The sequence below is a fragment of the Streptomyces spiroverticillatus genome (assembly GCA_014650415.1).
Classification (GTDB): Bacteria; Actinomycetota; Actinomycetes; order Streptomycetales; family Streptomycetaceae; genus Streptomyces; species Streptomyces spiroverticillatus.
In genome coordinates, this window is the sequence record BMUX01000007.1 from 349366 (window position 1) to 374544 (window position 25179).

23 protein-coding genes are annotated in these 25179 nt (G+C 70.6%); 19 read left to right on the top strand and 4 right to left on the bottom strand.

Features of this window, described 5'->3' with window-relative positions:
* Positions 1–44 precede the first annotated feature (44 nt).
* The 3 genes from IE269_RS20910 to IE269_RS43250 form a co-directional block, all read right to left on the bottom strand.
* Positions 45–1280: a bifunctional class I SAM-dependent methyltransferase/N-acetyltransferase gene (locus IE269_RS20910; RefSeq protein ID WP_189824722.1), complete on the bottom strand. Its 1236-nt coding sequence runs from the start codon at positions 1278–1280 to the stop codon at positions 45–47.
* 246 nt (positions 1281–1526) lie between these two features.
* Positions 1527–2468, bottom strand: coding sequence for a cation diffusion facilitator family transporter (locus tag IE269_RS20915; protein WP_189824558.1), 942 nt, complete (start codon positions 2466–2468; stop codon positions 1527–1529).
* A gap of 311 nt (positions 2469–2779) precedes the next feature.
* Complete coding sequence (locus IE269_RS43250) at positions 2780–3067, bottom strand: hypothetical protein (RefSeq protein WP_229897973.1); 288 nt, start codon at positions 3065–3067, stop codon at positions 2780–2782.
* On the opposite strand from IE269_RS43250, the gene IE269_RS20920 reads away from it, so the two are divergent.
* The 19 genes from IE269_RS20920 (at position 2948) to IE269_RS21010 (ending at position 24252) form a co-directional block, all read left to right on the top strand.
* A complete protein-coding gene (locus IE269_RS20920; protein ID WP_229898031.1) occupies positions 2948–4651 on the top strand; it encodes a DUF5941 domain-containing protein in 1704 nt (567 codons plus the stop codon). The two genes, IE269_RS43250 and IE269_RS20920, sit on opposite strands and share 120 nt — an antisense overlap.
* Positions 4648–5385 (top strand): phosphocholine cytidylyltransferase family protein, encoded by a 738-nt coding sequence (locus IE269_RS20925; RefSeq protein WP_189824559.1) that lies wholly within the window; start codon positions 4648–4650, stop codon positions 5383–5385. The genes IE269_RS20920 and IE269_RS20925 overlap by 4 nt, the downstream gene beginning before the upstream one ends.
* Positions 5373–6440, top strand: a complete 1068-nt coding sequence (locus tag IE269_RS20930) for an iron-containing alcohol dehydrogenase family protein (RefSeq protein ID WP_189824560.1) — start codon at positions 5373–5375, stop codon at positions 6438–6440. Before IE269_RS20925 ends, IE269_RS20930 begins: the two co-directional genes overlap by 13 nt.
* On the top strand, positions 6415–7197 hold the full coding sequence (locus IE269_RS20935) for a CDP-alcohol phosphatidyltransferase family protein (RefSeq protein WP_189824561.1): 783 nt from the start codon (positions 6415–6417) through the stop codon (positions 7195–7197). The genes IE269_RS20930 and IE269_RS20935 overlap by 26 nt, the downstream gene beginning before the upstream one ends.
* A gap of 50 nt (positions 7198–7247) precedes the next feature.
* Positions 7248–8093 carry a glycosyltransferase family 2 protein gene (locus tag IE269_RS20940; protein ID WP_189824724.1) on the top strand — a complete coding sequence of 282 codons (846 nt, stop codon included), beginning with the start codon at positions 7248–7250 and terminating at the stop codon, positions 8091–8093.
* 118 nt (positions 8094–8211) lie between these two features.
* Positions 8212–9141, top strand: a complete 930-nt coding sequence (locus tag IE269_RS20945; RefSeq protein WP_189824562.1) for an ABC transporter permease — start codon at positions 8212–8214, stop codon at positions 9139–9141.
* Positions 9134–9922 (top strand): ABC transporter ATP-binding protein, encoded by a 789-nt coding sequence (locus IE269_RS20950; protein ID WP_189824563.1) that lies wholly within the window; start codon positions 9134–9136, stop codon positions 9920–9922. The genes IE269_RS20945 and IE269_RS20950 overlap by 8 nt, the downstream gene beginning before the upstream one ends.
* 422 nt (positions 9923–10344) lie before the next feature.
* Positions 10345–11247, top strand: a complete 903-nt coding sequence (hpnC, locus tag IE269_RS20955; RefSeq protein ID WP_189824564.1) for a squalene synthase HpnC — start codon at positions 10345–10347, stop codon at positions 11245–11247.
* Positions 11248–11255: 8 nt separating this feature from the next.
* Complete coding sequence (gene hpnD, locus IE269_RS20960) at positions 11256–12194, top strand: presqualene diphosphate synthase HpnD (RefSeq protein ID WP_189824565.1); 939 nt, start codon at positions 11256–11258, stop codon at positions 12192–12194.
* 232 nt (positions 12195–12426) lie between these two features.
* On the top strand, positions 12427–13818 hold the full coding sequence (gene hpnE, locus IE269_RS20965) for a hydroxysqualene dehydroxylase HpnE (protein ID WP_189824566.1): 1392 nt from the start codon (positions 12427–12429) through the stop codon (positions 13816–13818).
* Positions 13815–14906, top strand: a complete 1092-nt coding sequence (locus IE269_RS20970; protein ID WP_189824567.1) for a polyprenyl synthetase family protein — start codon at positions 13815–13817, stop codon at positions 14904–14906. The genes hpnE and IE269_RS20970 overlap by 4 nt, the downstream gene beginning before the upstream one ends.
* Before the next feature lie 107 nt (positions 14907–15013).
* Positions 15014–17014, top strand: a complete 2001-nt coding sequence (gene shc, locus IE269_RS20975) for a squalene--hopene cyclase (protein WP_189824568.1) — start codon at positions 15014–15016, stop codon at positions 17012–17014.
* 31 nt (positions 17015–17045) lie between these two features.
* Entirely contained in the window at positions 17046–17711 is a 666-nt protein-coding gene (locus tag IE269_RS20980) for a phosphorylase family protein (RefSeq protein WP_189824569.1), read from the top strand.
* Positions 17712–17716: 5 nt separating this feature from the next.
* Positions 17717–18739, top strand: coding sequence for an adenosyl-hopene transferase HpnH (hpnH, locus tag IE269_RS20985; RefSeq protein WP_189824570.1), 1023 nt, complete (start codon positions 17717–17719; stop codon positions 18737–18739).
* Between the two features lie 4 nt (positions 18740–18743).
* Positions 18744–19910 carry a flavodoxin-dependent (E)-4-hydroxy-3-methylbut-2-enyl-diphosphate synthase gene (gene ispG / locus IE269_RS20990; RefSeq protein ID WP_189824571.1) on the top strand — a complete coding sequence of 389 codons (1167 nt, stop codon included), beginning with the start codon at positions 18744–18746 and terminating at the stop codon, positions 19908–19910.
* Positions 19911–19931: 21 nt separating this feature from the next.
* Entirely contained in the window at positions 19932–21830 is a 1899-nt protein-coding gene (gene dxs, locus IE269_RS20995) for a 1-deoxy-D-xylulose-5-phosphate synthase (protein ID WP_189824572.1), read from the top strand.
* Between the two features lie 4 nt (positions 21831–21834).
* Positions 21835–23265 carry an aspartate aminotransferase family protein gene (locus tag IE269_RS21000; protein WP_189824573.1) on the top strand — a complete coding sequence of 477 codons (1431 nt, stop codon included), beginning with the start codon at positions 21835–21837 and terminating at the stop codon, positions 23263–23265.
* 62 nt (positions 23266–23327) lie between these two features.
* Positions 23328–23936: a helix-turn-helix domain-containing protein gene (locus IE269_RS21005; RefSeq protein ID WP_189824574.1), complete on the top strand. Its 609-nt coding sequence runs from the start codon at positions 23328–23330 to the stop codon at positions 23934–23936.
* 1 nt (position 23937) lies between these two features.
* Positions 23938–24252, top strand: coding sequence for a DUF6126 family protein (locus IE269_RS21010; RefSeq protein WP_189824735.1), 315 nt, complete (start codon positions 23938–23940; stop codon positions 24250–24252).
* Positions 24253–24289: 37 nt separating this feature from the next.
* On the opposite strand, the gene IE269_RS21015 is transcribed toward IE269_RS21010, so the two are convergent.
* Complete coding sequence (locus IE269_RS21015) at positions 24290–25090, bottom strand: tyrosine-protein phosphatase (RefSeq protein ID WP_189824575.1); 801 nt, start codon at positions 25088–25090, stop codon at positions 24290–24292.
* Positions 25091–25179: the final 89 nt, after the last annotated feature.

The following is a 25179-nucleotide window of genomic DNA, read 5'->3' on the forward strand; positions in this document are numbered from 1 at the left end:
GTCGCGGGTGCGACAGGGGCAGGACTTCCCATTCGGCGACCGGATCAGACCCCGAACGCCGCCGGGTACGCGATCTCACCGCGCGGCGGCTCGGTACCGTCGTCGAGCACGAGCGCCATCATGGCCTCGTCCGGCACCTCGAAACCGGGCCTGATGCCCAGCCGGGACGCCGGCGTGAACCCGAACTTCGGGTAGTACTCCGGGTGCCCCAGCACCAGCAGCAGCTTCTCCCCGCGGGCCCGGGCGGCGTCGATCACGGCCCGCGTGACCGCCGCCCCCGCCCCCTGCCGCTGGTACTCGGGAGAGACCGCGACCGGTGCCAGCGCGGTCGCCGGGGCGCCGCCGACGTGGCAGCGGGTGATCAGCGCGTACGCCGCCACCGAACCGTCCGGCGCCTCGGCGACGTACGAGAGCCCGTCCAGCCAGGCTTCGGGGTCCTTGCGGAGCGCCTCCACCAGGTCCGCCTCGCCCTCGGTCTCGAAGGCGGCGGCGTTGACCGCGTGCACGGCCGCGCGGTCCGCGGCCGTCTCGGGCCGGGTCCGCCAGCGCGGGTCGACGGGCCGCAGGACGTACCCGGTGTACCCGTAGTCCGAGCCGTGCTCGCGGCGGACGCGGAGCTCCTCGCGGCACATCGCGAGCGCCTCGGCCATGCCGGGCACGGCCGGATCGGCGCTGGCGGCCCGCTCGCCGAGCGGGCCGTAGTACTCGTCCCAGTCGCTGTCGGGCTGGAGGTACGTACCGAGGACGTCGTAGCCGGCGGCGACGGCCGACGCCGCGTGCTCGGCGCGCGTACGCAGCGGGTACTGCGGATCCCAGAAGGCGCGGGCGCCTGCCGAGGGCTCCTCGGCGACCCACTCGCAGTCGGAGACGACGAGCACGCCGCCCGGCGCGAGCAGGCGCTTCCACCGCGCGAGAGCGGTGTCGAAGCCGATGATGTACGCCGAACCCTCGGCCCAGATCAGGTCGAAGGACCCGTCCTGGAACTCGGGCCCGTCCAGGACGCCCATGTCGGCGTTGACGGCGTGGATCGAGTCGCCGAGCCCCCGGGCGGCGGCGGCTTCGCGCAGCTCGTCGAGGAACGGCTCGTAGAGGTCGACGGCGGTCACCCGCGCACCGGCCTCGGCGGCGAGCAGCAGCGACGCACGGCCGGGGCCGCAGCCCAGGTCGAGGACGCGCGGCCGCTCGGGCAGCCGTCCCGCGAGGGAGGCCAGGGAGAGGAAGTGCCGGGTGGTGTCGTCCGAACCAGGACTCTGCCGGGGCAGGTCGCGGTGCAGGGTCATGAAGGCGTCGAAGATGACGTTGTCGGACAACGTGGATCCCTTGTCAGGAAAGGGTCCCCACGGATGAACCGGAAAGGTGAGTGGTCAGCCGAGGGACCGGGTGATGAGGACGGTCCGTATGCCGCAGCCAGCAGCGCGCGTCACGACAGTCATCAACTCATCAGCCTTCATCGCTCACGTTTCGTCCGAGACCGAACGTCTCTTCGAGCACTCTAACAGTCCACACCGACAGCCCGCCTCTGACGTTCAGTGGCAGAGCTTCGCCTCGTGTGCCGCGTGCCCGCTCGGCTCCAGCTGGAAGGTGCAGTGCTCGACGTCGAAGTGGTCCCCGAGGCACCCCTGCAACTCGTGCAGCATCTTCTCGTGCCCGACCGAATCCAGGACGTCCTGGCTCACCACCACGTGCGCCGACAGCACCGGCATTCCCGACGTGATCGTCCACGCATGCAGATCGTGCACGTCCTCCACACCGGGTGTCCGCAATATGTGCTCGCGCACCTCACCCATGTCCACACCCTTGGGCGCCGCCTCCAGCAGCACGGACAGGGTCTCGCGCAGCAGCTTCACCGTACGGGGGACGATCATCAGGCCGATCACGAGCGAGGCGATCGGGTCCGCGTACGTCCAGCCCGTCAGCAGGATCAGGGTCGCCGACACCAGCACGGTCACCGAGCCGAGCGCGTCCGCGAGCACCTCCAGGTAGGCGCCGCGCACGTTCAGGCTGTCCTTCTGCCCCTTGACCAGCAGCGACAGCGAGATCATGTTGGCCACCAGGCCGACCAGCGCGAAGACGATCGCAAGGCCGCCCTTGGTCTCGGCGGGGGTGATGAACCGTTCCACCGCCTCGATCAGCACGTAGCCGCCGACGCCGAGCAGCAGCAGACAGTTCGCCAGCGCCGCCAGGATCTCCGCCCGGGCGTACCCGAAGGTGGCGTTCCGGGTGGCCGGCCGGTTGGCGAAGTGGATCGCCAGCAGCGCCATCGCCAGCCCCAGCGCGTCCGTCGCCATGTGCGCGGCGTCCGCGATGAGCGCGAGTGAGTCGGAGAGCACACCACCGACGATCTCGACCACCATCACGCTCAGCGTGATGGCCAGGGCTATGCGCAACCGCCCCTTGTAGGCGGCGGCCGCCGTTCCGGTGGGCGGCGGCCCCCCGTGCGTGTGCCCGTGATCGTGCCCAGCCCCCATGAAGAGCCGCCTCCTGAGACGTGACGAGTGGTGTCGGACCGAGCGGCCCGCCACCCCAGTGAACTACGGGTGGGGGGTATGGGCAAGCCGGGACTGAACACCGTTGTCATGTGCCCTGACCTGCGGAAATGACTGCAGGTCAGAGAGTCGGGACGATCTCGCCGGGCCGCCGTCCCACGGCCGGGGATGCGGGCCGGGGGACGCGGTTTGTGGGGCGGGGCGGGAATCGACCATGATGATCGCGGCGGCCCCGGCGTCGCCCGGTGCGGTCCTGCCGGAAGCCTGAACGGGCAGTGAAATCAAGGTTCCGTTCATCCGATAGCCTCTGCCGATGCCGCCCCGCCCGCCCGTGCGCGGACCCGAAGGGTGCGGCTCCCGAAGCCATGCTCAGGCGTGTAGCCATGCTCAAGGAGTGAGTTCGTCTGTCGACCGCAATCCTCACGGGCCCGCCGGTACCCGGGTCGTCGCTCGAAGGCGAGCTGCGGTCGCTGGGATTCGACGTACGGTCCGCCGCCGACCCCTCCGAGGCCGCCAAGCTCCTCGACGGGGCGCCCGCCGGTGACCGCGTCGCGCTCGTCGACCCCCGGTTCGTCGGCCATCTGCACTCCCTGCGCCTGGGCCTGACCGACCCCCGCTTCCCCGCGGCCGCCGTCCCCGGCGCACTCACCGCGCAGCCCGAGGCCAGGGCCGCGCTCAGCCGGGCCGCACACACCGCGCCGGGCACGCCCGACGAGATCGCGGCCGCGCTCGACGCCGAAGGCGTCGCCGTACAGCGTCCGGAGCTCGGGTCGCTCGTGGCGGCCGTACCGGCCGACCAGGCCTCCCGCACCGAGGCCGAGCAGGCCGTCGCCGCCGTCGACGACGAGGCGATCCGGCTGCGCACCGCCGTGAAGTCCCGCGACGGCTTCTTCACCACGTACTGCATCAGCCCCTACTCCCGCTACATCGCCCGCTGGTGCGCGCGCCGCGGCCTCACCCCGAACCAGGTCACCACCGCCTCCCTGATCACCGCGCTCATAGCGGCGGGCTGCGCGGCGACCGGAACCCGGGGCGGCTACGTCGCGGCCGGCGTGCTGCTGCTCCTCTCCTTCGTCCTGGACTGCACGGACGGGCAGCTCGCCCGCTACTCGCTCCAGTACTCGACGATGGGCGCCTGGCTCGACGCCACCTTCGACCGCGCCAAGGAGTACGCCTACTACGCGGGCCTCGCCCTCGGCGCGATCCGCGGCGGCGACGACGTATGGGCCCTGGCACTGGGCGCGATGGTCCTCCAGACCTGCCGCCATGTCGTCGACTTCTCCTTCAACGAGGCCAACCACGACGCCACCGGCAACACCAGCCCCACCGCCGCCCTCTCCGACAAGCTCGACAGCGTCGGCTGGACGGTCTGGGTACGGCGCATGATCGTGCTGCCGATCGGCGAGCGCTGGGCCATGATCGCCGTCCTGACGGCCGTCACCACGCCCCGGATCGTCTTCTACGCCCTGCTCATCGGCTGCGCCTTCGCCGCCTGCTACACCACGGCGGGCCGCGTGCTGCGCTCGCTGACCCGGCGTGCGACCCGCACCGACCGGGCGGCGCAGGCGCTGGCGGACCTGGCGGACTCCGGGCCGCTCGCCGAGTTCGTCGCCAAGGTTCAGGCCAAGGGCCGCACGGCCGCCCCTGTCGTCGCCGGCTTCGCAGCCGTCCTGCTGCTGGCCACGGTCGTCGTCGCCCCGTTCGGCGACTGGCGCGTGATCGTCGTCGCGGTCGCCTACGCGATGCTCTCCGGGTTCGCCGTCAGCCGGCCCCTCAAGGGCTCCCTCGACTGGCTCCTGCCGCCCTTCTTCCGGATCGCCGAGTACTGCACGGTCCTGGTCCTCGCGGCGAAGGCGGACGTCCCCGGGGCGCTCCCCGCCGCATTCGGGCTGGTCGCAGCGGTCGCCTACCATCACTACGACACGGTGTACCGCATCAAGGGCGGCACCGGAGCCCCGCCGAACTGGCTGGTGCGGGCGGTCGGCGGCCACGAGGGCCGCACGCTGGTGGTGGCCGTTCTCGCCGCCCTGTCGACCACGCTCGACTTCCCCCTCGCACTCACGGTCCTCGCCGTGGTCATCGCCCTGGTGGTGCTCGCCGAGAGCATCCGTTTCTGGGTCTCCTCGGGAGCACCCGCCGTACACGACGAAGGAGAAACCGCATGATCGGCCTGGTTTTGGCGGCGGGCGCCGGACGGCGTCTGCGTCCCTACACCGACACGCTTCCCAAGGCCCTCGTGCCCGTGGACGGCGACACCACGATCCTCGACCTCACCCTCGGCAACTTCGCCGAGATCGGCCTCACCGACGTCGCGATCATCGTCGGCTACCGCAAGGAAGCCGTCTACGACCGCAAGGAGGCGCTGGAGGCCAAGTACGGCCTCAACATCACCCTGATCGACAACGACAAGGCCGAGGAGTGGAACAACGCCTACTCCCTGTGGTGCGGCCGCGACTCGATCCGGCACACGGTGATCCTCGCCAACGGCGACACCGTGCACCCCGTCTCCGTCGAGAAGACGCTGCTCGCCGCCCGCGGCGACGGCAAGAAGATCATCCTCGCGCTCGACACGGTGAAGCGGCTCGCCGACGAGGAGATGAAGGTCGTCGTGGACCCCGCCAAGGGCGTCAGCAAGATCACCAAGCTGATGGACCCGGCGGAGGCCACCGGTGAGTACATCGGCGTCACCCTCATCGAGGGCGAGGCCGCCGACGAGCTGGCCGACGCCCTGAAGACCACCTTCGAGCGCGACCCCGACCTCTACTACGAGGACGGCTACCAGGAGCTCGTCAACCGCGGCTTCCAGATCGACGTGGCCCCCATCGGTGACGTCAAGTGGGTCGAGATCGACAACCACGACGACCTCGCCAAGGGCCGGGAGATCGCGTGCCAGTACTGACCCGCCTGATCCCCTCCCCGCTGACCGTCGACATCTCCCGGGGCGCCCTGGACGATCTCGCCGGTCTCCTCGCGGACCAGCGGATCTCCGGCTCGGGCTGCCTGGCCATCGCCATCAGCGGCGGCTCCGGCCAGGCCCTGCGCGAGCGCCTGGCCCCCGACCTGCCCGACGCCGACTGGTACCCGGTCGCCGACGGCACCCTGGACTCGGCGGTCAAGCTCGCCGACGACATCAAGGGCAAGCAGCGCTACGACGCGGTCGTCGGCCTCGGCGGCGGCAAGATCATCGACGTCGCGAAGTACGCGGCGGCCCGCGTCGGCCTGCCCATGGTGGCCGTGGCGACCAACCTGGCCCACGACGGCCTCTGCTCCCCGGTCGCCACCCTCGACAACGACAACGGGCGCGGCTCCTACGGAGTCCCCACCCCGATCGCCGTGGTCATCGACCTCGACGTGATCCGCGAGGCCCCCGACCGTTTCGTACGGTCCGGAATCGGCGACGCCGTCTCCAACATCTCCTGCGTCGCCGACTGGGAACTCGCCCACGAGGTGCACGGCGACCCCATCGACGGCCTCGCCGCCGCGATGGCCCGCCAGGCGGGCGAAGCGGTGCTCCGCCACCCCGGCACCATCCGCGACGACTCCTTCCTCAAGGTGCTCGCCGAGGGCCTGGTCCTCACCGGCATCTCCATGACCGTCGCCGGCGACAGCCGCCCCGCGTCCGGCGCCTGCCACGAGATCAGCCACGCCTTCGACCTGCTCTTCCCCAAGCGCTCCGCCCCGCACGGCGAACAGGTCGCCATCGGCGCCACCTTCGCCATGCACCTGCGCGGCGCGCACGAGGAGGCCGCACTCTTCGCCGACGTACTGCGCAGACACGAACTGCCCGTACTGCCCGGCGACATCGGCTTCACCGTCGACGAGTTCGTCCAGGCCGTCGAGTACGCCCCCCAGACCCGTCCGGGACGCTTCACGATCCTGGAACACCTCGACCTGTCCGCAGACCAGATCAGGGACGCTTACGCCGACTATGTCAAGACGACCATCAGTAGCTGAACTCCGTCCCGTCGTTCACCCCGCGGGCGTCAAGGACCGGCGCAGCGGCGAGCACTGGGGCGGCCGCCTGTACATGCGCGAGATCTCCCTGCGCGTCGACCGGTACCTGGTCAACACCCGCATCACCCCCAACCAGCTGACGTACGTCATGACCGTCTGCGGCGTCCTCGCCGCACCGGCGCTGCTGGTGCCCGGGATCTGGGGCGCGGTGCTCGGCGTCGTCGCCGTACAGCTCTACCTCCTCCTCGACTGCGTCGACGGCGAGGTCGCCCGCTGGAAGAAGCAGTTCTCGCTCAACGGCGTCTACCTCGACCGCGTCGGCGCGTACCTGACGGACGCCGCCGTGCTCGTCGGCGTCGGCCTGCGCGCCGCGGACATCTGGGGCACAGGACGCATCGACTGGCTGTGGGCCTTCCTCGGCACGCTGGCCGCGCTCGGCGCGATCCTGATCAAGGCCGAGACCGACCTGGTCGCCGTCGCCCGCCACCAGGGCGGCAAGCCGCCGGTCGCGGAGTCGGCGAGCGTGCCGCGCTCCTCGAAGATGGCTCTGGCCCGCAGGCTCGCCTCCATGCTCCAGTTCCACCGGCTGATCCTCGGCATCGAGGCGTCGCTGCTGATCCTGGTCCTGGCGATCTTCGACGCGGTCCGCGACGACCTGTTCTTCACCCGCCTCGGCGTCGCCGTCTTCGCGGGCATCGCCCTGCTCCAGACGCTGCTTCACCTGGTGTCCATCCTCGCCTCCAGCAGGCTGAAGTGAGTGCCGCCCAGGGGCAGAGCCCCCTCAAGGTCGGCGCGGTCATCATCACGATGGGCACCCGCCCGGACGACCTGAACGCCCTGATCGACTCCGTCCGCAAGCAGGACGGCGACCCGATCGACATCGTCGTCGTCGGCAACGGAGCCCCCGTCACGGGCGTGCCCGACGACGTACGCACCGTGGACCTGCCCGAGAACCTCGGCATCCCCGGTGGCCGCAACGTCGGCATCGAGGCCTTCGGGCCCGCCGGGTCGGACGTCGACGTCCTGCTCTTCCTGGACGACGACGGCCTCCTGCCGAACACCGACACCGCCGAACTGTGCCGCAAGGCCTTCGAGGCCGACCGGGAGCTGGGCATCATCAGCTTCCGCATCGCCGACCCGGACACCGGCGTCACCCAGCGCCGCCACGTCCCCCGGCTGCGCGCCTCGGACCCGATGCGCTCCTCGCGCGTGACGACCTTCCTCGGCGGCGCCAACGCCGTCCGCACGAAGGTCTTCGCGGAGGTCGGCGGACTACCGGACGCGTTCTTCTACGCCCACGAGGAGACCGACCTCGCCTGGCGGGCTCTCGACGCCGGCTGGGGAATCGACTACCGCGCCGACATGGTCCTCAACCACCCCACCACCTCGCCCGCCCGGCACGCGACCTACCACCGCATGGTGGCCCGCAACCGGGTCTGGCTGGCCCGCCGCAACCTGCCCGCGCCCCTGGTGCCGGTGTACGTCGGCGTCTGGCTGCTGCTCACCCTCGCCCGGCGCCCCTCGGGGGAGGCGCTCAAGGCCTGGTTCGGCGGTTTCAAGGAGGGCTGGAAGACCCCCGCGGGTCCGCGACGTCCCATGAAGTGGCGTACGGTATGGCGGCTGACCCGTCTGGGCCGACCACCCGTCATCTGACAGGCTCGGAACAGCCCTCCCGGGGCGGCAAGCATCGGGTTTTGTCTCCCGGGACCCGGATACCCGCGCGCCAGCGCCCGACCGGTTCGCGCATCTTTGAAGACGAAAGTTTCCACTTGTGAGTGACACTTCCCAAGACGGAGCGGTCGCTATGAGCGTCCCTCCCTCTCCCGACGAGGGACTGACCCCGGCGCAGCTCGCCGCCAAGTACCACCTCTCGGTGAGCGGCGCCCGTCCCGGACTGCGCGAGTACGTCCAGCAGCTGTGGGGGCGGCGCCACTTCATCATGGCGTTCTCCTCGGCCAAGCTGGCGGCCCAGTACAGCCAGGCCAAGCTGGGCCAGTTGTGGCAGGTGGCGACCCCGCTGCTCAACGCGCTGGTCTACTTCCTGATCTTCGGGCTGATCCTGGACGCGGGACGGGGGATGGACAAGAAGGTCTACATCCCGTTCCTGGTCACCGGCATCTTCGTGTTCACCTTCACCCAGAGCTCGGTGATGGCGGGCGTGCGGGCGATCTCCGGCAACCTCGGCCTGGTGCGCGCGCTGCACTTCCCCCGGGCCTCGCTGCCGATCTCCTTCTCGCTCCAGCAGCTCCAGCAACTGCTGTACTCGATGGGCGTGCTGCTGCTCATCGTGATGGCCTTCGGCAACTTCCCGACCTGGTCGTGGCTGCTGGTGATCCCGGCGCTGGTGCTCCAGTTCATGTTCAACACGGGCCTCGCGATGATCATGGCGCGGATGGGTTCCAAGACCCCCGACCTGGCGCAGCTGATGCCGTTCATCATGCGGACCTGGATGTACGCCTCGGGCGTCATGTTCAGCATCCCGGTGATGCTGAAGGACAAGCCCGCCTGGATCGCCGACATCCTCCAGTGGAACCCGGCGGCCGTCTACATGGACCTCATGCGCTTCGCGCTGATCGACGGGTACGGGTCGGAGAACCTGCCGCCGCACGTCTGGGCGGCCGCCGCTGCCTGGGCGGTTCTCTTCGGGGTGCTCGGCTTCGTGTACTTCTGGAAGTCTGAGGAGCGTTACGGCCGTGGCTGAGGACAACAACAAGGGACGCGTCCCCACGGTCATCGCCGACGACGTGCACATCGTCTACCGGGTGAACACCGGTGGCGGCGGCAAGGGCGGCGCGACCGCCGCCCTCAACCGCATCCTGCGCGGCAAGAAGGTCGACGAGGTCCGCGGCGTGCGCAAGGTGCACGCGGTGCGCGGGGTGTCCTTCACGGCGTACCGCGGCGAGGCCATCGGCCTGATCGGCTCCAACGGCTCCGGCAAGTCGACCCTGCTGCGCGCCATCGCGGGCCTGCTGCCCGCCGAGAGCGGCAAGGTCTACACCGATGGCCAGCCTTCGCTGCTGGGCGTCAACGCGGCGCTGATGAACGACCTCACGGGTGAGCGCAACGTCATCCTCGGCGGTCTCGCCATGGGCATGTCGCGCGAGCAGATCCGCGAGCGCTACCAGGGCATCGTCGACTTCTCCGGCATCAACGAGAAGGGCGACTTCATCACCCTTCCCATGCGGACCTACTCCTCCGGCATGGCGGCGCGTCTGCGCTTCTCCATCGCGGCGGCCAAGGACCACGACGTCCTGATGATCGACGAGGCCCTCGCCACCGGTGACCGGAAGTTCCAGATCCGCTCGGAGGAGAGGATCCGCGAACTCCGCAAGGAGGCCGGCACGGTCTTCCTGGTCAGCCACAGCAACAAGTCGATCAGGGACACCTGCGACCGCGTCCTGTGGCTGGAGAAGGGCGAGCTGCTGATGGACGGCCCCACCGAGGAGGTCGTCAAGGCGTACGAGAAGGAGACCGGCAAGTAGCGCCGGTCGCCGAGACCGTCCGCAGGGCCCCCGCCGGAACCGGCGGGGGCCCTGCGGCTGTGTACGCGAGTGAGCCCCGCCCGACCCGGTCCGACAGGGCGTCAGGTTTCGGCCGTTCGGCCAACTGGCCCACGGCCGGGGAAGGTTGGCTCCGATTGGAGTGTTGTTGTAATGCGCGCAACACCCCGAGGAGATGCTTCGCGTTGTACAACGTAAGCTGTACCGGTGCTGATTCGCGGCAAGTGGGGCGATACCCCCTCGGGGCCCCGCCTCAGAGCACTCGCTGCCGTCGGATGACGGGCGGCGTGTCCGAAATGGGATGTTTTGAGTCGGCAGTGTAGAACGGGAGGTGTGACGGCAATGGCAATGGAAAATCTCCAGCTCCGAGATGCTCTCGCCGTCCTCGTGGAGGGCGGTCGGCGATGACCGGAGTCCGGGAGGCGCACCACGGCGCCCCTGAGCGCACCACCCTCGACAAGGCCGCGGACGAGAACTTCCCCGTGGCTCCTTTCTTCCTGCCCCGCGCCTGGCGCGACGACCTCATGGCCGTCTACGGGTACGCCCGCCTCGTCGACGACATCGGCGACGGCGACCTCGCCCCCGGCGGCCGGGACGCCGAACTCCTCGGACTCGACCGGGAGCAGACGGACGACCGGCTCGCCATGCTGGACGCCTTCGAGGCCGACCTGCACCGCGTGTTCGACTCCACGCCGCGCCACCCGCTCCTGCTCGCCCTCCAGTCGACCGTCCGCCGCCGCGCCCTCACCCCCGAGCCCTTCCTCGGGCTGATCGAGGCCAACCGGCAGGACCAGACGGTCGCGCGCTACGAGACGTACGACGACCTGTTCGCCTACTGCGAGAAGTCCGCCAACCCGGTCGGCCGCCTGGTCCTCGCCCTCACCGGCACCACCAGCCCCGAACGCGTCCGCCGCTCCGACGCCGTCTGCACGGCGCTCCAGATCGTCGAGCACCTCCAGGACGTCGCCGAGGACCTGGCCCGGGACCGGATCTACCTCCCGGCCGAGGACATGCGGCGCTTCCACGTGTCCGAAAACGACCTTGCCGCGCCGAGCGCCAACTCCTCGGTGCGCTCACTGGTCGCTTTCGAAGCGGAACGCGCCTCGCGCCTCCTGAATGAAGGACCCCCGCTCGTGGGTAGCGTGCACGGCAGACTGAGGCTTCTGCTGGCCGGCTTCGTCGCCGGTGGTCGCGCCGCCCTCAAGGCGGTGCACGCCGCCGGATTCGACGTACTCCCTGGACCGCCCAAGCCCACCAAGCTCAGTCTGCTGCGCGAAGTGGGAGCGACTCTGCGAAGAGAGGGGTGAGCCGGACCATGGAGGGACTCGACGAGACGTCCGCACCGGTACTCGCCGCGTACAGCTACTGCGAGGCGGTGACCGGACAGCAGGCGCGCAACTTCGCGTACGGCATCCGGCTGCTGCCCACCGACAAGCGCAACGCGATGTCCGCGCTCTACGCCTTCTCCCGGCGCGTGGACGACATCGGCGACGGCACGCTGCCGCCGGAGGTCAAGGAGAAGCGCCTCGGGGAGACCCGGGCGCTGCTCGCCCGGATCAGCGCGGGCGACATCGAGGAGGACGACACCGACCCGGTGGCCGTCGCGCTCACCGATGCCGCGCGCCGCTTCCCGATCCCGCTCGGCGGGCTCGACGAACTCATCGACGGCGTCCTGATGGACGTCCACGAGGCGACGTACGAGACCTGGGACGACCTCAAGGTCTACTGCCGGTGCGTCGCGGGAGCCATCGGGCGGCTGTCGCTGGGTGTGTTCGGCACACCGTCCGGCGCACGGGACGCCGACCGTGCCCCCGAGTACGCCGATACGCTCGGCCTCGCCCTCCAGCTCACCAACATCCTGCGCGACGTCCGCGAGGACGCGGGCAACGGGCGGACCTACCTGCCCGCCGAGGACCTCGCCAAGTTCGGCTGCTCGGAAGGCTTCCACAGCTCCACCCCGCCGCCCGGCTCCGACTTCGCCGGGCTCGTGCACTTCGAAGTGCGGCGCGCCCGCGCCCTGTTCGCCGAGGGCTACCGGCTGCTGCCCCACCTCGACCGGCGCAGCGGAGCCTGCGTCGCGGCGATGGCGGGCATCTACCGCAGACTCCTGGACCGCATCGAGCGCGACCCCGAGGCCGTCCTGCGCGGCCGGGTCTCGCTGCCCGGACGTGAGAAGGCCTACGTCGCCGTGCGCGGACTCTCCGGGCTGGACGCGCGTCACATCTCCCGGCAGACCGCCCGGAGGCGTCCTTGAAAGGGGCGGGAAGAGCGTTTCACGTGAAACATCCGAATCCGGTGCGCAAGCCGCGCACCGCGTGCACGGCGTGGAACGAGCGAAACCCACAGAATCCGCGGAATTCGTCGAACCGGTGCGCAACCCTCCGCCGGTCTGACGCGTCCCTGACTGCAACGACGAAGCCTGCAACGACCACGCCTGCGCAGGTGGCGTCGGCGTTCTGCACGGCACATCGCCCGGGGGAGGGTGCATGACACACGACACCATGCCGCCCGCGCCCACCGCCGTCGTCGTCGGCGGCGGTCTCGCGGGTGTCACGGCCGCCCTCGAACTCGCGGGCGCGGGCGTGCGCGTCACGCTGCTGGAAGGGCGGCCCCGCCTCGGCGGTCTCGCGTTCTCCTTCCAGCGCGGCGACCTGACCGTCGACAACGGGCAGCACGTCTACCTGCGCTGCTGCACGGCGTACCGCTGGTTCCTGGACCGCGTGGACGCGGCCGAACTCGCACCGATCCAGCGCCGGTTGGAAGTGCCGGTGCTCGACGTCGGCGACCCGCGCGGCCCGCGGCTGGGGACGCTGCGGCGCACCGCCCTGCCCGTACCGCTGCACCTGGCCGCCAGCCTCGCCACGTACCCGCACCTGTCGATGGCGGAACGGGCGTCCGTCGGCCGTGCCGCCCTCGCGCTCAAGGGGCTCGACCCGGAGGACCCGGCGCTGGACGCCGTCGACTTCGCGACCTGGCTCGCCCAGCACGGGCAGTCGCCGCGCACCATCGAGGCGCTCTGGGACCTGGTCGGCGTCGCCACCCTCAACGTGCGCGCCCCGCAGGCCTCCCTCGGGCTCGCCGCCAAGGTCTTCAAGACCGGGCTGCTCTCCGACCCGGGCGCCGCCGACATCGGCTGGGCCCACGTCCCGCTCGGCGACCTCCACGACACCCGCGCCCGCAAGGCCCTCGACTCCGCCGGAGTACGGACCGAACTGCGCGTCAAGGCCGACTCCCTGACCCGCAGCAAGAAGGGCGGCTGGGTCGTCGAGGCCGGCGGGGAGCAGATCGCCGCCGACACCGTGGTCCTCGCCGTACCGCAGAAGGAAACGCACGCCCTGCTGCCCAAGGGGGCGCTGGACGAGCAGGACCGGCTCCAGGAGATCGGCGTCTCGCCGATCCTCAACGTCCACGTCGTGTACGACCGCAAGGTGCTGCGCAAGCCGTTCTTCGCCGCGCTCGGCACCCCCGTGCAGTGGGTCTTCGACCGCACCGAGGCCTCCGGGCTCACCGGCGGCGGCCAGTACCTGGCGCTGTCCCAGTCCGACGCGGCCGACGAGATCGACGCACCCGTCGCCGAGCTGAGGGAGCGTTACCTCCCCGAGCTGGAGCGGCTGCTGCCCGCCACCCGGGGAGCCGAGGTCAGGGACTTCTTCGTCACCCGGGAGCGCACCGCGACGTTCGCCCCCACGCCCGGCGTCGGGCGCCTGCGCCCCGGCACGCGCACCCGTGCGCCTGGGCTCTACCTGGCCGGTGCGTGGACCGCCACCGGGTGGCCCGCGACCATGGAGGGCGCCGTGCGCAGCGGTCTCACCGCGGCGCAGGCCGCGCTCTCGGCACTCGGCCGCCCCTATGAACTTCCGCCACTGGAGGCGGCATGAGCATCAGTTATGGAACAAGAGGAGAGCCTGTGACCCCGGCGAACCCGGCTGTCGACACCGTGGACATCGCGGCGCTGTTGGAGCGCGGCAGGGCCATGTCCGCCCCGGTGCTGCGTGCCGCCGTGGACCGGCTCGCGCCGCCCATGGACTCCGTCGCGGCCTACCACTTCGGGTGGATCGACGCCCAGGGGCGTCCCGCCGACGGCGACGGCGGCAAGGCCGTCCGGCCCGCGCTGGCGCTGCTGTCCGCGGAGGCCGCGGGCGCCACCCCCGAGGTCGGCGTGCCCGGCGCGGTGGCCGTGGAGCTCGTGCACAACTTCTCGCTGCTGCACGACGACCTGATGGACGGCGACGAGCAGCGCCGCCACCGCGACACCGTGTGGAAGGTGCACGGTCCGGCCCAGGCGATCCTCGTCGGCGACGCCCTCTTCGCGCTCGCCAACGAACTCCTCCTGGAGATCGGCACGGTCGAGGCGGGACGCGCCACGCGCCGCCTGACCACCGCCACCCGCAAGCTGATCGACGGGCAGGCCCAGGACATCTCCTTCGAGCACCGCGAGCGGGTCACCGTCGAGGAGTGCCTGGAGATGGAGGGCAACAAGACCGGCGCCCTGCTCGCCTGCGCGGTGTCCATCGGCGCGGTCCTCGGCGGCGCCGACGACAAGACGGCCGACACCCTGGAGGCGTACGGCTACCACCTCGGCCTCGCCTTCCAGGCCGTCGACGACCTGCTCGGCATCTGGGGCGACCCCGACTCGACCGGCAAGCAGACGTGGAGCGACCTGCGCCAGCGCAAGAAGTCGCTGCCCGTCGTCGCCGCGCTCGCCGCGGGCGGACCGGCCTCCGAGAAGCTCGGCGAACTGCTCAAGGCGGACGCCGAGTCCCACGACTTCGACACCTTCTCCGAGGAGGAGTTCGCCATGCGGGCGGCCCTCATCGAGGAAGCCGGCGGCCGCGAGTGGACCACTCAGGAGGCCCGCCGCCAGCACGCGGTCGCCATCGAGGCGCTGCACGGTGTCGACATGCCGGAGCAGGTGCGGGCGCAGCTGACCGCGCTCGCCGATTTCGTGGTCGTACGAAAGAGGTGACGGCCACCCGGCGCATATGACTCGCAGTCGCCGCCCGGCACCCCTCGTGGGCGCCGGGCGACGGAAACCCCAGCACAGCAGAAGTCCAACTGCACGAAGGGGAAACCATGACAGCGACGACCGACGGAAGCAGCGGGGCCGTGGACCCCGGGGCGACTTCGGCCAGCCAGACCACCACCACTTCTACGACGGCCACCGCCGCCGCACCCGACGTCCTGGACGCGGCCCGGCTGGCCACGGAGCGGGCGACGGCACATCTGCTCGCCCGGCAGGACGCCCAGGGCTGGTGGAAGGGCGACCTGGAAACCAATGTGACCATGGACGCCGAGGACCTGCTGCTGAGGCAGTTCCTCGGGATCCAGGACGAGAAGACCGTCCAGGCGGCCGCCCTGTTCATCCGGGGCGAGCAGCGCGAGGACGGCACCTGGGCCACCTTCTACAAGGGCCCCGGGGAACTCTCCACCACCATCGAGGCGTACGTCGCCCTGCGGCTGGCCGGTGACCTCCCGGACGAGCCCCACATGACGCGGGCGGCCGCCTGGGTGCGGGCCCGGGGCGGGATCGCCGCGAGCCGGGTCTTCACCCGCATCTGGCTGGCCCTCTTCGGCTGGTGGAAGTGGGACGACCTGCCGGAACTCCCGCCCGAGCTGATCTTTTTCCCCAAGTGGGTCCCTCTCAATATCTACGATTTCGGCTGTTGGGCACGGCAGACGATCGTGCCGCTCACGGTGGTCTCCGCGAAGCGGCCGGTGCGGCCCGCGCCCTTCGCGCTGGACGAGCTGCACACCGATCCGCGCAACCCCAGCCCGCGCAAGAGGCTGGCCTCACCGGCCAGTTGGGACGGTGTCTTCCAGCGGCTCGACAAGGCGCTGCACGTCTACCACCGGTTCGCCCCGCCGCCGCTGCGGCGCACCGCGATGAAGTCGGCGGCCCGCTGGATCATCGAACGGCAGGAGAACGACGGCTGCTGGGGCGGCATCCAACCGCCCGCCGTGTACTCGCTGATCGCCCTGCACCTGCTCGGCTACGACCTCGAACACCCGGTCATGAAGGCCGGGTTGGAGTCCCTGGACCGGTTCGCGATCTGGCGCGAGGACGGGGCCCGCATGATCGAGGCCTGCCAGTCCCCGGTCTGGGACACCTGCCTGGCCACCATCGCGCTCGCCGACGCGGGCGTCCCCGCCGACCACCCGGCACTGGTCAAGGCCGCCGACTGGATGCTGGCGGAGGAGATCGTACGGCCCGGCGACTGGGCGGTGCGCAGGCCCGAACTCCCGCCGGGCGGCTGGGCGTTCGAGTTCCACAACGACAACTACCCCGACATCGACGACACCGCGGAGGTCATCCTCGCCCTGCGGCGCGTCCAGCACCCGGACCGCGAGCGGATAGAGGGAGCCATCGCCCGCGGAGTGCGCTGGAACCTCGGCATGCAGTCCAAGAACGGTGCCTGGGGCGCCTTCGACGCCGACAACACCAGCGCCTTCCCCAACCGGCTGCCGTTCTGCGACTTCGGCGAGGTCATCGACCCGCCGTCCGCCGACGTCACCGCCCACGTGGTGGAGATGCTGGCCGTCGAGGGCAAGGCCCACCACCCGCGCACCCGGCGCGGCATCACCTGGCTGCTCGCCGAACAGGAGCCCAACGGCGCCTGGTTCGGACGCTGGGGCGTCAACTACGTGTACGGCACCGGCTCCGTGGTGCCCGCGCTCACCGCCGCCGGACTGCCCGGATCGCACCCCGCGATCCGCCGCGCGGTGGCCTGGCTGGAATCCGTACAGAACGACGACGGCGGGTGGGGCGAGGATCTGCGCTCGTACAAGGAGGCCGACTGGGTCGGGCACGGGGCGTCCACCGCCTCGCAGACCGCCTGGGCGCTCCTCGCGCTGATCGCCGCCGGGGAGAGCGAGTCGAAGGCCACCGAGCGGGGCATCGCCTGGCTCGCCGAGACCCAGCTGCCCGACGGATCCTGGGACGAGCCGTACTTCACCGGCACCGGATTCCCCTGGGACTTCTCCATCAACTACCACCTCTACCGGCAGGTGTTCCCGCTCACCGCACTCGGCCGGTACGTCCACGGGGAGCCCGTCTTCCCGACCTCCAGGTCCTGAACCGGACCACCGCCCGCTCAAGGGGGCTGCATTGACCCGAACCCCGGGTTCACCCGGACCCGGCAGTACCAAGCCGCTGCTGATCGCCTGCGCGCTCGGCATCGAGCGCCTCGCCCTGCGCGGCGGCGACCGCAGCGGCGCGGCGGGACCCGTCCTCGTACTCCGTACCGGAATGGGCCCGGAAGCCGCCGACTACGCCATCGCCCGCACCCTCTCCGAGGAGGGCCCGGCCCAGGACGCGGCGGTCATCGCGTCCGGGTTCTGTGCCGGGCTCGCCGCGGGCATGCACCCCGGCGACCTCGTCGTCGCCACCGAGACCCGCGACCGCCGGGGCAACACGGCCTGTACGGACGTGGAGCTGCTGGCCGACGCGGTGGCCAGAGCGCTGCCGGAACGGGTGGTCCACACCGGGCCGCTGGCCGGCAGCGACCACGTCGTGCGCGGGACGGCCGAGCGGGCCGTACTGCGCGCGGAGGGCGCGATCGGCGTGGACATGGAGTCCGCGGCGACCCTCGCAGGCGCCCTGCGGGCCGGCCCCCGGCCCGTTGCCGCCGTCCGGGTGGTCGTGGACGCACCCGAGCACGAGCTCCTGCGGCTCGGCACTCTCAGCGGTGGAATATCGGCGTTCCGTGTTCTGCGCCACGTTCTTCCGGCGTTTTACGAATGGCACCGTTCTTTGCTGCTCCCCAGGAGGTGAGCCAGATGGCAATGCCGCTCCGTCAGACCATCAGGGTCGGGACGTATCTGTTCGAACAGAAGGTCCGCAAGCGGGAGAAGTTCCCGCTGATCGTCGAGCTGGAACCGCTCTTCGCGTGCAACCTCAAGTGCGAGGGCTGCGGCAAGATCCAGCACCCGGCCGGAGTGCTCAAGCAGCGCATGCCGGTGGCGCAGGCCGTGGGGGCGGTGCTCGAATCGGGTGCCCCGATGGTCTCCATCGCCGGTGGCGAGCCGCTGATGCACCCTCAGATCGACGAGATCGTGCGTCAGTTGGTGGCCAAGAGGAAGTACGTCTTCCTCTGCACGAACGCCATGCTGCTGCGCAAGAAGATCGAGAAGTTCACGCCCTCGCCGTACTTCGCCTTCGCGGTCCACATCGACGGGCTGCGCGAGCGGCACGACGAGTCGGTGGCCAAGGAGGGCGTCTTCGACGAGGCGGTGGAGGCGATCAAGGAGGCCAAGCGGCGCGGCTTCCGGGTCACCACCAACTCGACCTTCTTCAACACCGACACCCCCCAGACGATCATCGAGGTGCTCAACTTCCTCAATGACGAGCTGGAGGTGGACGAGATGATGATCTCGCCCGCCTACGCCTACGAGAAGGCCCCCGACCAGGAGCACTTCCTGGGCGTCGAGCAGACCAGGGAGCTCTTCCGCAAGGCGTTCGCCGGGGGGAACCGGAAGAAGTGGCGGCTCAACCACTCGCCGCTCTTCCTGGACTTCCTGGAGGGCAAGGCCGACTTCTCCTGCACGGCCTGGGCGATCCCGAACTACTCCCTGTTCGGGTGGCAGCGGCCCTGCTACCTGATGAGCGACGGGTACGTTCCCACGTACCGCGAGCTCATCGAGAAGACCGACTGGGAGAAGTACGGGCGCGGCAAGGACCCACGGTGCGCGAACTGCATGGCGCACTGCGGCTACGAGCCGACGGCCGTCCTCGCCACGATGGGCTCGCTCAAGGAGTCCATCCGCGCCGCCCGCGAAACCGTTTCGGGAAACCGCGGGTGACGTGATGACCGCAGGAGTTCCGGTGCAGCTGGGGCTCCCCGCGCTGCCGGCCCGACCGCTCGCGATACGCCGCACCTCGCGGCGCATCCAGGTCGGGCCGGTGGCGGTCGGCGGGGACGCGCCCGTGTCCGTGCAGTCCATGACCACGACCCGTACCTCCGACATCGGCGCCACCCTCCAGCAGATCGCGGAACTGACCGCCGCGGGCTGCCAGATCGTACGGGTGGCCTGCCCGACGCAGGACGACGCCGACGCTCTCGCCACGATCGCCAAGAAGTCGCAGATCCCGGTGATCGCGGACATCCACTTCCAGCCCAAGTACGTCTTCGCCGCCATCGACGCCGGATGTGCGGCGGTGCGGGTGAACCCGGGCAACATCAAGCAGTTCGACGACAAGGTCGGCGAGATCGCCCGGGCGGCCACGGCGGCCGGGACGCCGATCCGGATCGGCGTCAACGCCGGATCGCTGGACCGGCGGCTGCTCGCCAAGTACGGGAGGGCCACCCCGGAGGCACTCGCGGAGTCGGCGCTGTGGGAGGCGTCGCTCTTCGAGGAGCACGGCTTCAGGGACATCAAGATCTCGGTGAAGCACAACGACCCGGTGGTCATGGTCAACGCCTACCGGCTGCTGGCCGCGCAGTGCGACTACCCGCTGCACCTGGGCGTCACCGAGGCGGGCCCCGCCTTCCAGGGCACGATCAAGTCGGCGGTGGCCTTCGGGGCGCTGCTCAGCGAGGGCATCGGCGACACCATCCGGGTCTCGCTGTCCGCGCCGCCCGTGGAGGAGGTCAAGGTCGGGCTCCAGATCCTCCAGTCGCTCGGGCTGCGGGAACGGACCCTGGAGATCGTGTCGTGCCCGTCGTGCGGGCGGGCGCAGGTCGACGTGTACAAGCTGGCGGAAGAGGTGACGGCCGGGCTCGACGGCATGGAAGTGCCGCTGCGGGTGGCCGTGATGGGCTGCGTGGTCAACGGGCCCGGTGAGGCGCGCGAGGCGGATCTGGGGGTCGCTTCGGGCAATGGGAAGGGTCAGATCTTCGTGAAGGGCGAGGTCGTCAAGACCGTCCCCGAGTCGAAGATCGTCGAGACCCTGATCGAAGAGGCGATGAAGATCGCCGAGAGCATGGAGGACGCCGGAGTGCCCTCGGGCCGCCCCGACGTCACGGTGAGCTGAACAATCCGAGAGGGGGCCGACGTGGCGATCTTGGAAGGTATCCGGGGTCCGCGGGACCTGAAGGCGCTGGACGATGCAGAACTCGTCGAACTGGCGGAGGAGATCCGGCAGTTCCTGATCCGGGCGGTGGCCAGGACCGGGGGCCATCTCGGCCCCAATCTGGGCGTGGTGGAGCTGACCGTCGCGCTGCACCGCGTCTTCGAGTCCCCGGTCGACCGGATCCTGTGGGACACCGGCCACCAGAGCTACGTGCACAAACTCCTGACCGGACGGCAGGACTTCTCCAAGCTGCGCGGCAAGGGCGGGCTGTCCGGGTACCCGTCGCGGGACGAGTCCGTGCACGACGTCATCGAGAACAGCCACGCCTCGACCGTCCTCGGCTGGGCGGACGGGCTCGCCAAGGCCAACGAGGTGCTCGGCCGGCCCGACCACGTCGTCGCCGTCATCGGGGACGGGGCGCTGACCGGCGGCATGGCGTGGGAGGCGCTCAACAACATCGCCGCAGCCAAGGACCGCCCGCTGATCATCGTCGTCAACGACAACGAACGCTCCTACGCGCCGACCATCGGCGGCCTCGCCAACCACCTGGCCACGCTGAGGACCACCGACGGCTACGAGCGCTTCCTGTCCTGGGGCAAGGAACTGCTCCAGCGCACCCCGGTCGTCGGACAGCCGCTGTACGAGTCGCTGCACGGCGCGAAGAAGGGGTTCAAGGACGCCTTCGCACCGCAGGGCATGTTTGAGGACCTGGGCCTGAAGTACGTCGGTCCCATCGACGGGCACGACGTCGCGGCGGTGGAGTCCGCACTGCGCCGGGCCAAGCGCTTCCACGGTCCCGTACTGGTGCACTGCCTCACCCAGAAGGGGCGCGGGTACGCCTTCGCCGAGCAGGACGAGGCCGACCGCTTCCACGCGGTGGGCGCGATGGACCCGCTCACCTGCGAGCCGCTCTCGCCGTCCAACGGTCCCTCCTGGACCTCGGTGTTCGGCGACGAGATGGTGAAGGTGGGGGCCGAGCGGCCGGACGTGGTGGCGCTGACGGCCGCGATGCTGCACCCGGTGGGGCTGACCAAGTTCGCCGAGGCGTATCCCCATCGGGTGTGGGACGTGGGGATCGCGGAGCAGCACGGTGCGGTGTCGGCGGCGGGCCTTGCGACCGGCGGCCTGCATCCTGTGTTCGCGGTGTATGCGACATTCCTCAATCGTGCCTTCGACCAGGTTCTGATGGATGTCGCCCTCCACAAGTGCGGTGTGACGTTCGTACTGGACCGGGCCGGGGTCACCGGAGCCGACGGGCCCTCGCACAACGGCATGTGGGACATGTCGATCCTCCAGGTCGTACCGGGCCTGCGGATCGCCGCCCCGCGCGACGCCGCGCAGTTGCGGGCGCAGCTCCGGGAGGCGGTCGCCGTCGACGACGCGCCCACCGTGGTGCGCTTCCCCAAAGAGTCGGTCGGCCCCGAGTACCCCGCCCTGGACCAGGTCGGCGGACTCGACGTACTGCACCGGGACGAGGACCCGCAGGTGCTGCTGGTGTCGGTCGGGGCGCTCGCCGGGGTCGCCCTGGAGACGGCGAAGCTGCTGGGGGAGCGGGGCATCGGCTGCACCGTCGTCGACCCGCGCTGGGTCAAGCCCGTCGACCCGGCGCTGGCACCGCTCGCCGCACTGCACTCGCTGGTCGCCGTGGTCGAGGACAACTCCCGTGCCGGGGGCGTCGGTTCTGCGGTCGGGCAGGCCCTGCAGGACGCTTCCGTGGACGTACCGCTGCGGACCTTCGGCATCCCGGAGCAGTTCCTCGCGCACGCCAAGCGCGGCGAGGTGCTGGCCGACATCGGACTCACGCCCGTGGAGATCGCCGGCCGGATCGGGGCGGCCATGACTCCGTACGACAGCGAAAAGACCGTAGAGAAGGAGAACTGACGGAATGACCGAAGACGCGCCCGAGGCTCCCGCACCCGCCGGTGACACGGCCGCCAAGGGTTTCGACCTGGCGGGGCTGCTCGCCGCACGCGGCGGGGAACGGTACGAGCTGCACGCCCGGCACCTCAACCACCAGCTCCCGCGCATGCTCCACACCATCGGCTTCGACCGGGTGTACGAGCGGGCCGAGGGCGCGTACTTCTGGGACGCCGACGGCAACGACTACCTCGACATGCTCGCCGGATTCGGGGTGATGGGCCTCGGCCGGCACCACCCCGTCGTCCGCAAGGCCCTGCACGACGTGCTGGACGCCTCCCTCGCCGACCTCACCCGCTTCGACTGCCAGCCGCTGCCGGGGCTGCTCGCCGAGAAGCTGCTCACGCACAGTCCGCACCTGGACCGCGTGTTCTTCGGCAACAGCGGTACGGAGGCGGTCGAGACCGCGCTGAAGTTCGCCCGGTACGCGACCGGGAAGCCGCGGATCCTCTACTGCTCGCACGCCTTCCACGGGCTCACCACCGGATCGCTCTCGGTCAACGGTGAGAAGGGGTTCCGGGACGGGTTCGCGCCGCTGCTGCCCGACACCGCGATCGAGCTGGGTGATCTGGCCGCCCTGGAGCGGGAGTTGAAGCGCGGCGACGTCGCCGGGTTCGTCGTCGAGCCCATTCAGGGCAAGGGCGTGCTGGAGTCCCCGCCCGGATTCCTGCGCGCCGCCCAGGAGTTGCTGCACAAGCACAAGGCGCTGCTCATCGCGGACGAAGTGCAGACGGGTCTCGGGCGGACCGGGGACTTCTACGCGTACCAGCACGAGGACGGCGTCGAGCCGGACCTGGTGTGCGTGGCCAAGGCGCTGTCGGGCGGGTACGTGCCCGTCGGGGCGACGCTCGGCAAGGACTGGATCTTCAAGAAGGTCTACTCGTCCATGGACCGGGTGCTGGTCCACTCCGCCAGCTTCGGGTCCAACGCCCAGGCGATGGCAGCCGGGCTCGCCGTGCTGTCCGTGATGGAGGACGAACAAGTCGTGGCCAACGCCCGGCGGACGGGGGAGCTGCTGAAGTCGCGGCTGGCCGCGCTGATCGGGAAGTACGAGCTGCTGCACGACGTGCGCGGGCGCGGCCTCATGATCGGCATCGAGTTCGGGCGGCCGTCCTCGCTGAAGCTGCGCGGCCGGTGGACGATGCTCCAGGCGGCCCGCAAGGGGCTCTTCGCGCAGATGGTCGTCGTACCGCTGCTCCAGAAGCACCGCATCCTCACCCAGGTGTCCGGCGACCACCTGGAAGTGATCAAGCTGATTCCGCCGCTGACCGTGGGGGAGAAGGAGGTCGACCGCTTCGTGGCAGCGTTCACCGCCGTAATGGACGACGCACACTCCGGCGGTGGCCTGATGTGGGACTTCGGCAGGACACTGGTCAAGCAGGCGGTCGCGAACCGCTGAGCCTTTTTGCCTCCGAGGCAAGAAGTTTGCCTCGGAGGCAACGGCTCTGGCTCAATGGATGCATGACGCCACGCCTCGAAGAGGCGGCCGAGGGAGCAGTGGACATGCCCTCCGTCGCCCCCCACCTGCGAGAACTCCGCCGCAGCAGCGGTTTCACGCTGGAGGCCGCGGCCCGTCGCGCCGGGCTCTCGCCCGCGCACCTCTCCCGGCTGGAGACCGGACAGCGCCAGCCCTCGCTGCCGATGCTGCTCGCGCTCGCCCGCATCTACGGTACGACCGTCTCCGAGGTCCTCGGCGAGACGGCCGCCGACCCGGACGCCGTCGTGCGCGCCGGGGAGATGACCGCCCGCGAGGCCGACGGCTGGACGTACCGGCAGGCAGGCAGCCACGGCAGGGCCATGCAGGCACTGCGCGTCCACGTGCCCCACGCCGCTCAGCAGGACCTCGTACGGGTGCATCCCGGCGAGGAGTGGCTGTACGTACTGAAGGGCCGCCTGCGCCTCGTCCTCGGGGAGCGTGTGCACACCCTGGACGAGGGCGACAGCGCCCACTTCGACTCGCTCACCCCGCACCGGATCACCGCGGTGACGCCCGGTGGGGCCGAGCTGCTCTTCCTCCACACACTGATGCAGAGCACCGTCGCCGGGCTCTGCCTGCCCCAGGAGTCATGAGATGCCCGAGTTCGCCGCCGCCCAGCCGCAGGGTCTCGTGAAGGCGCCCGGGCCCACCCCGGCACAGAAGCTCACCGAGGCGCAGACCGCCGCGATGAGCGCCATCGCCCGGGCCGCCCAGGAGGCGGCCGACGCCGCCCGGCCCGGCTCCGACCGCGGTGCCGAGTGGCAGGACGGCGCGGGCAAGGCGGGACCGGACGGATTCGTCGCGGACAAGGCGCCGCACGGGCTGGTGGTGCGGGTCTTCCTCTACATCGTGGTCGGGCACATCATCGCGGCGTTCATCTTCCTGCTCTTCACGATCGGCGACGCGTGAGCGACCCGGTCACTCGGTGCCGGCCGTTGGCTGCCGGCTATTCGGTGAGTCGCTCGCGCAGCGCCGCGCGGACCTCGGGGGTCAGCCGCAGGCCCTGCTCCAGGTAGGCGTCCGTGGTGCCCCAGATCTCCTCGATGGTGGCGAAGGCCGCGTCCAGGTACTCCACGCGGGCGTCGAAGAGCGGCGCGAGCAAGGTCATGACCTCGGCGTTCATCGCCTCGGGTGCGTCGCTGCTGCGGCGCACCCGGTAGCGGCGGTGCGGGTCGTTGGACTTCACGTAGTCCGCCCGGATGGCGTCCGGCTCCACGCCCACGGCCAGCAGCGTCACCGCGATCGCGAGGCCCGCGCGGTCCTTGCCCGCCGCGCAGTGCATCAGCGCCGGAACACTGTCCTCGGCCAGGGCGTGCAGCACCCGGCTGTGCTCGGCGGTGCGGTCCTTGATCATGCGGCGGTACGAGGCGGTCATGCGCGCGGCGGCCTTGCCGTCGTCGAGGATCTCGCGGAGCTGGTCGATGTTCCCGTCGCGCACCATCCGCCAGAACTCGGCGCCGTCCGCCGGGTCGCTCAGCGGGATGTTCACGTTCCGTACGCCCGTCAGCTCGACGTCCGGGCCCTCCAGCTTCTGGTCCGCCGCATTGCGGAAGTCGAAGATCGTGTGCAGGGCGAGGGAGTCGAAGAACACCGTGTCGGCCTCGGTGGCGTGCGCCAGGTGGCCGCTGCGGAAGAGCCGCCCGTGACGCGTCCGCCGGCCGTCGCCGGTGGGCAGACCGCCCACGTCGCGGAAGTTCCGTACGCCTGCGAGATCCGGTTCGGCCGACGGCGATGCCTGCTGCGTCACGAGTGCTCCTCAAGGTCGTTCGCCGGCGCGGGCACGCCGACGAGGGGCACTGGCCGACGATACGACAGAAGCGTCCCGAAATGGGGGCC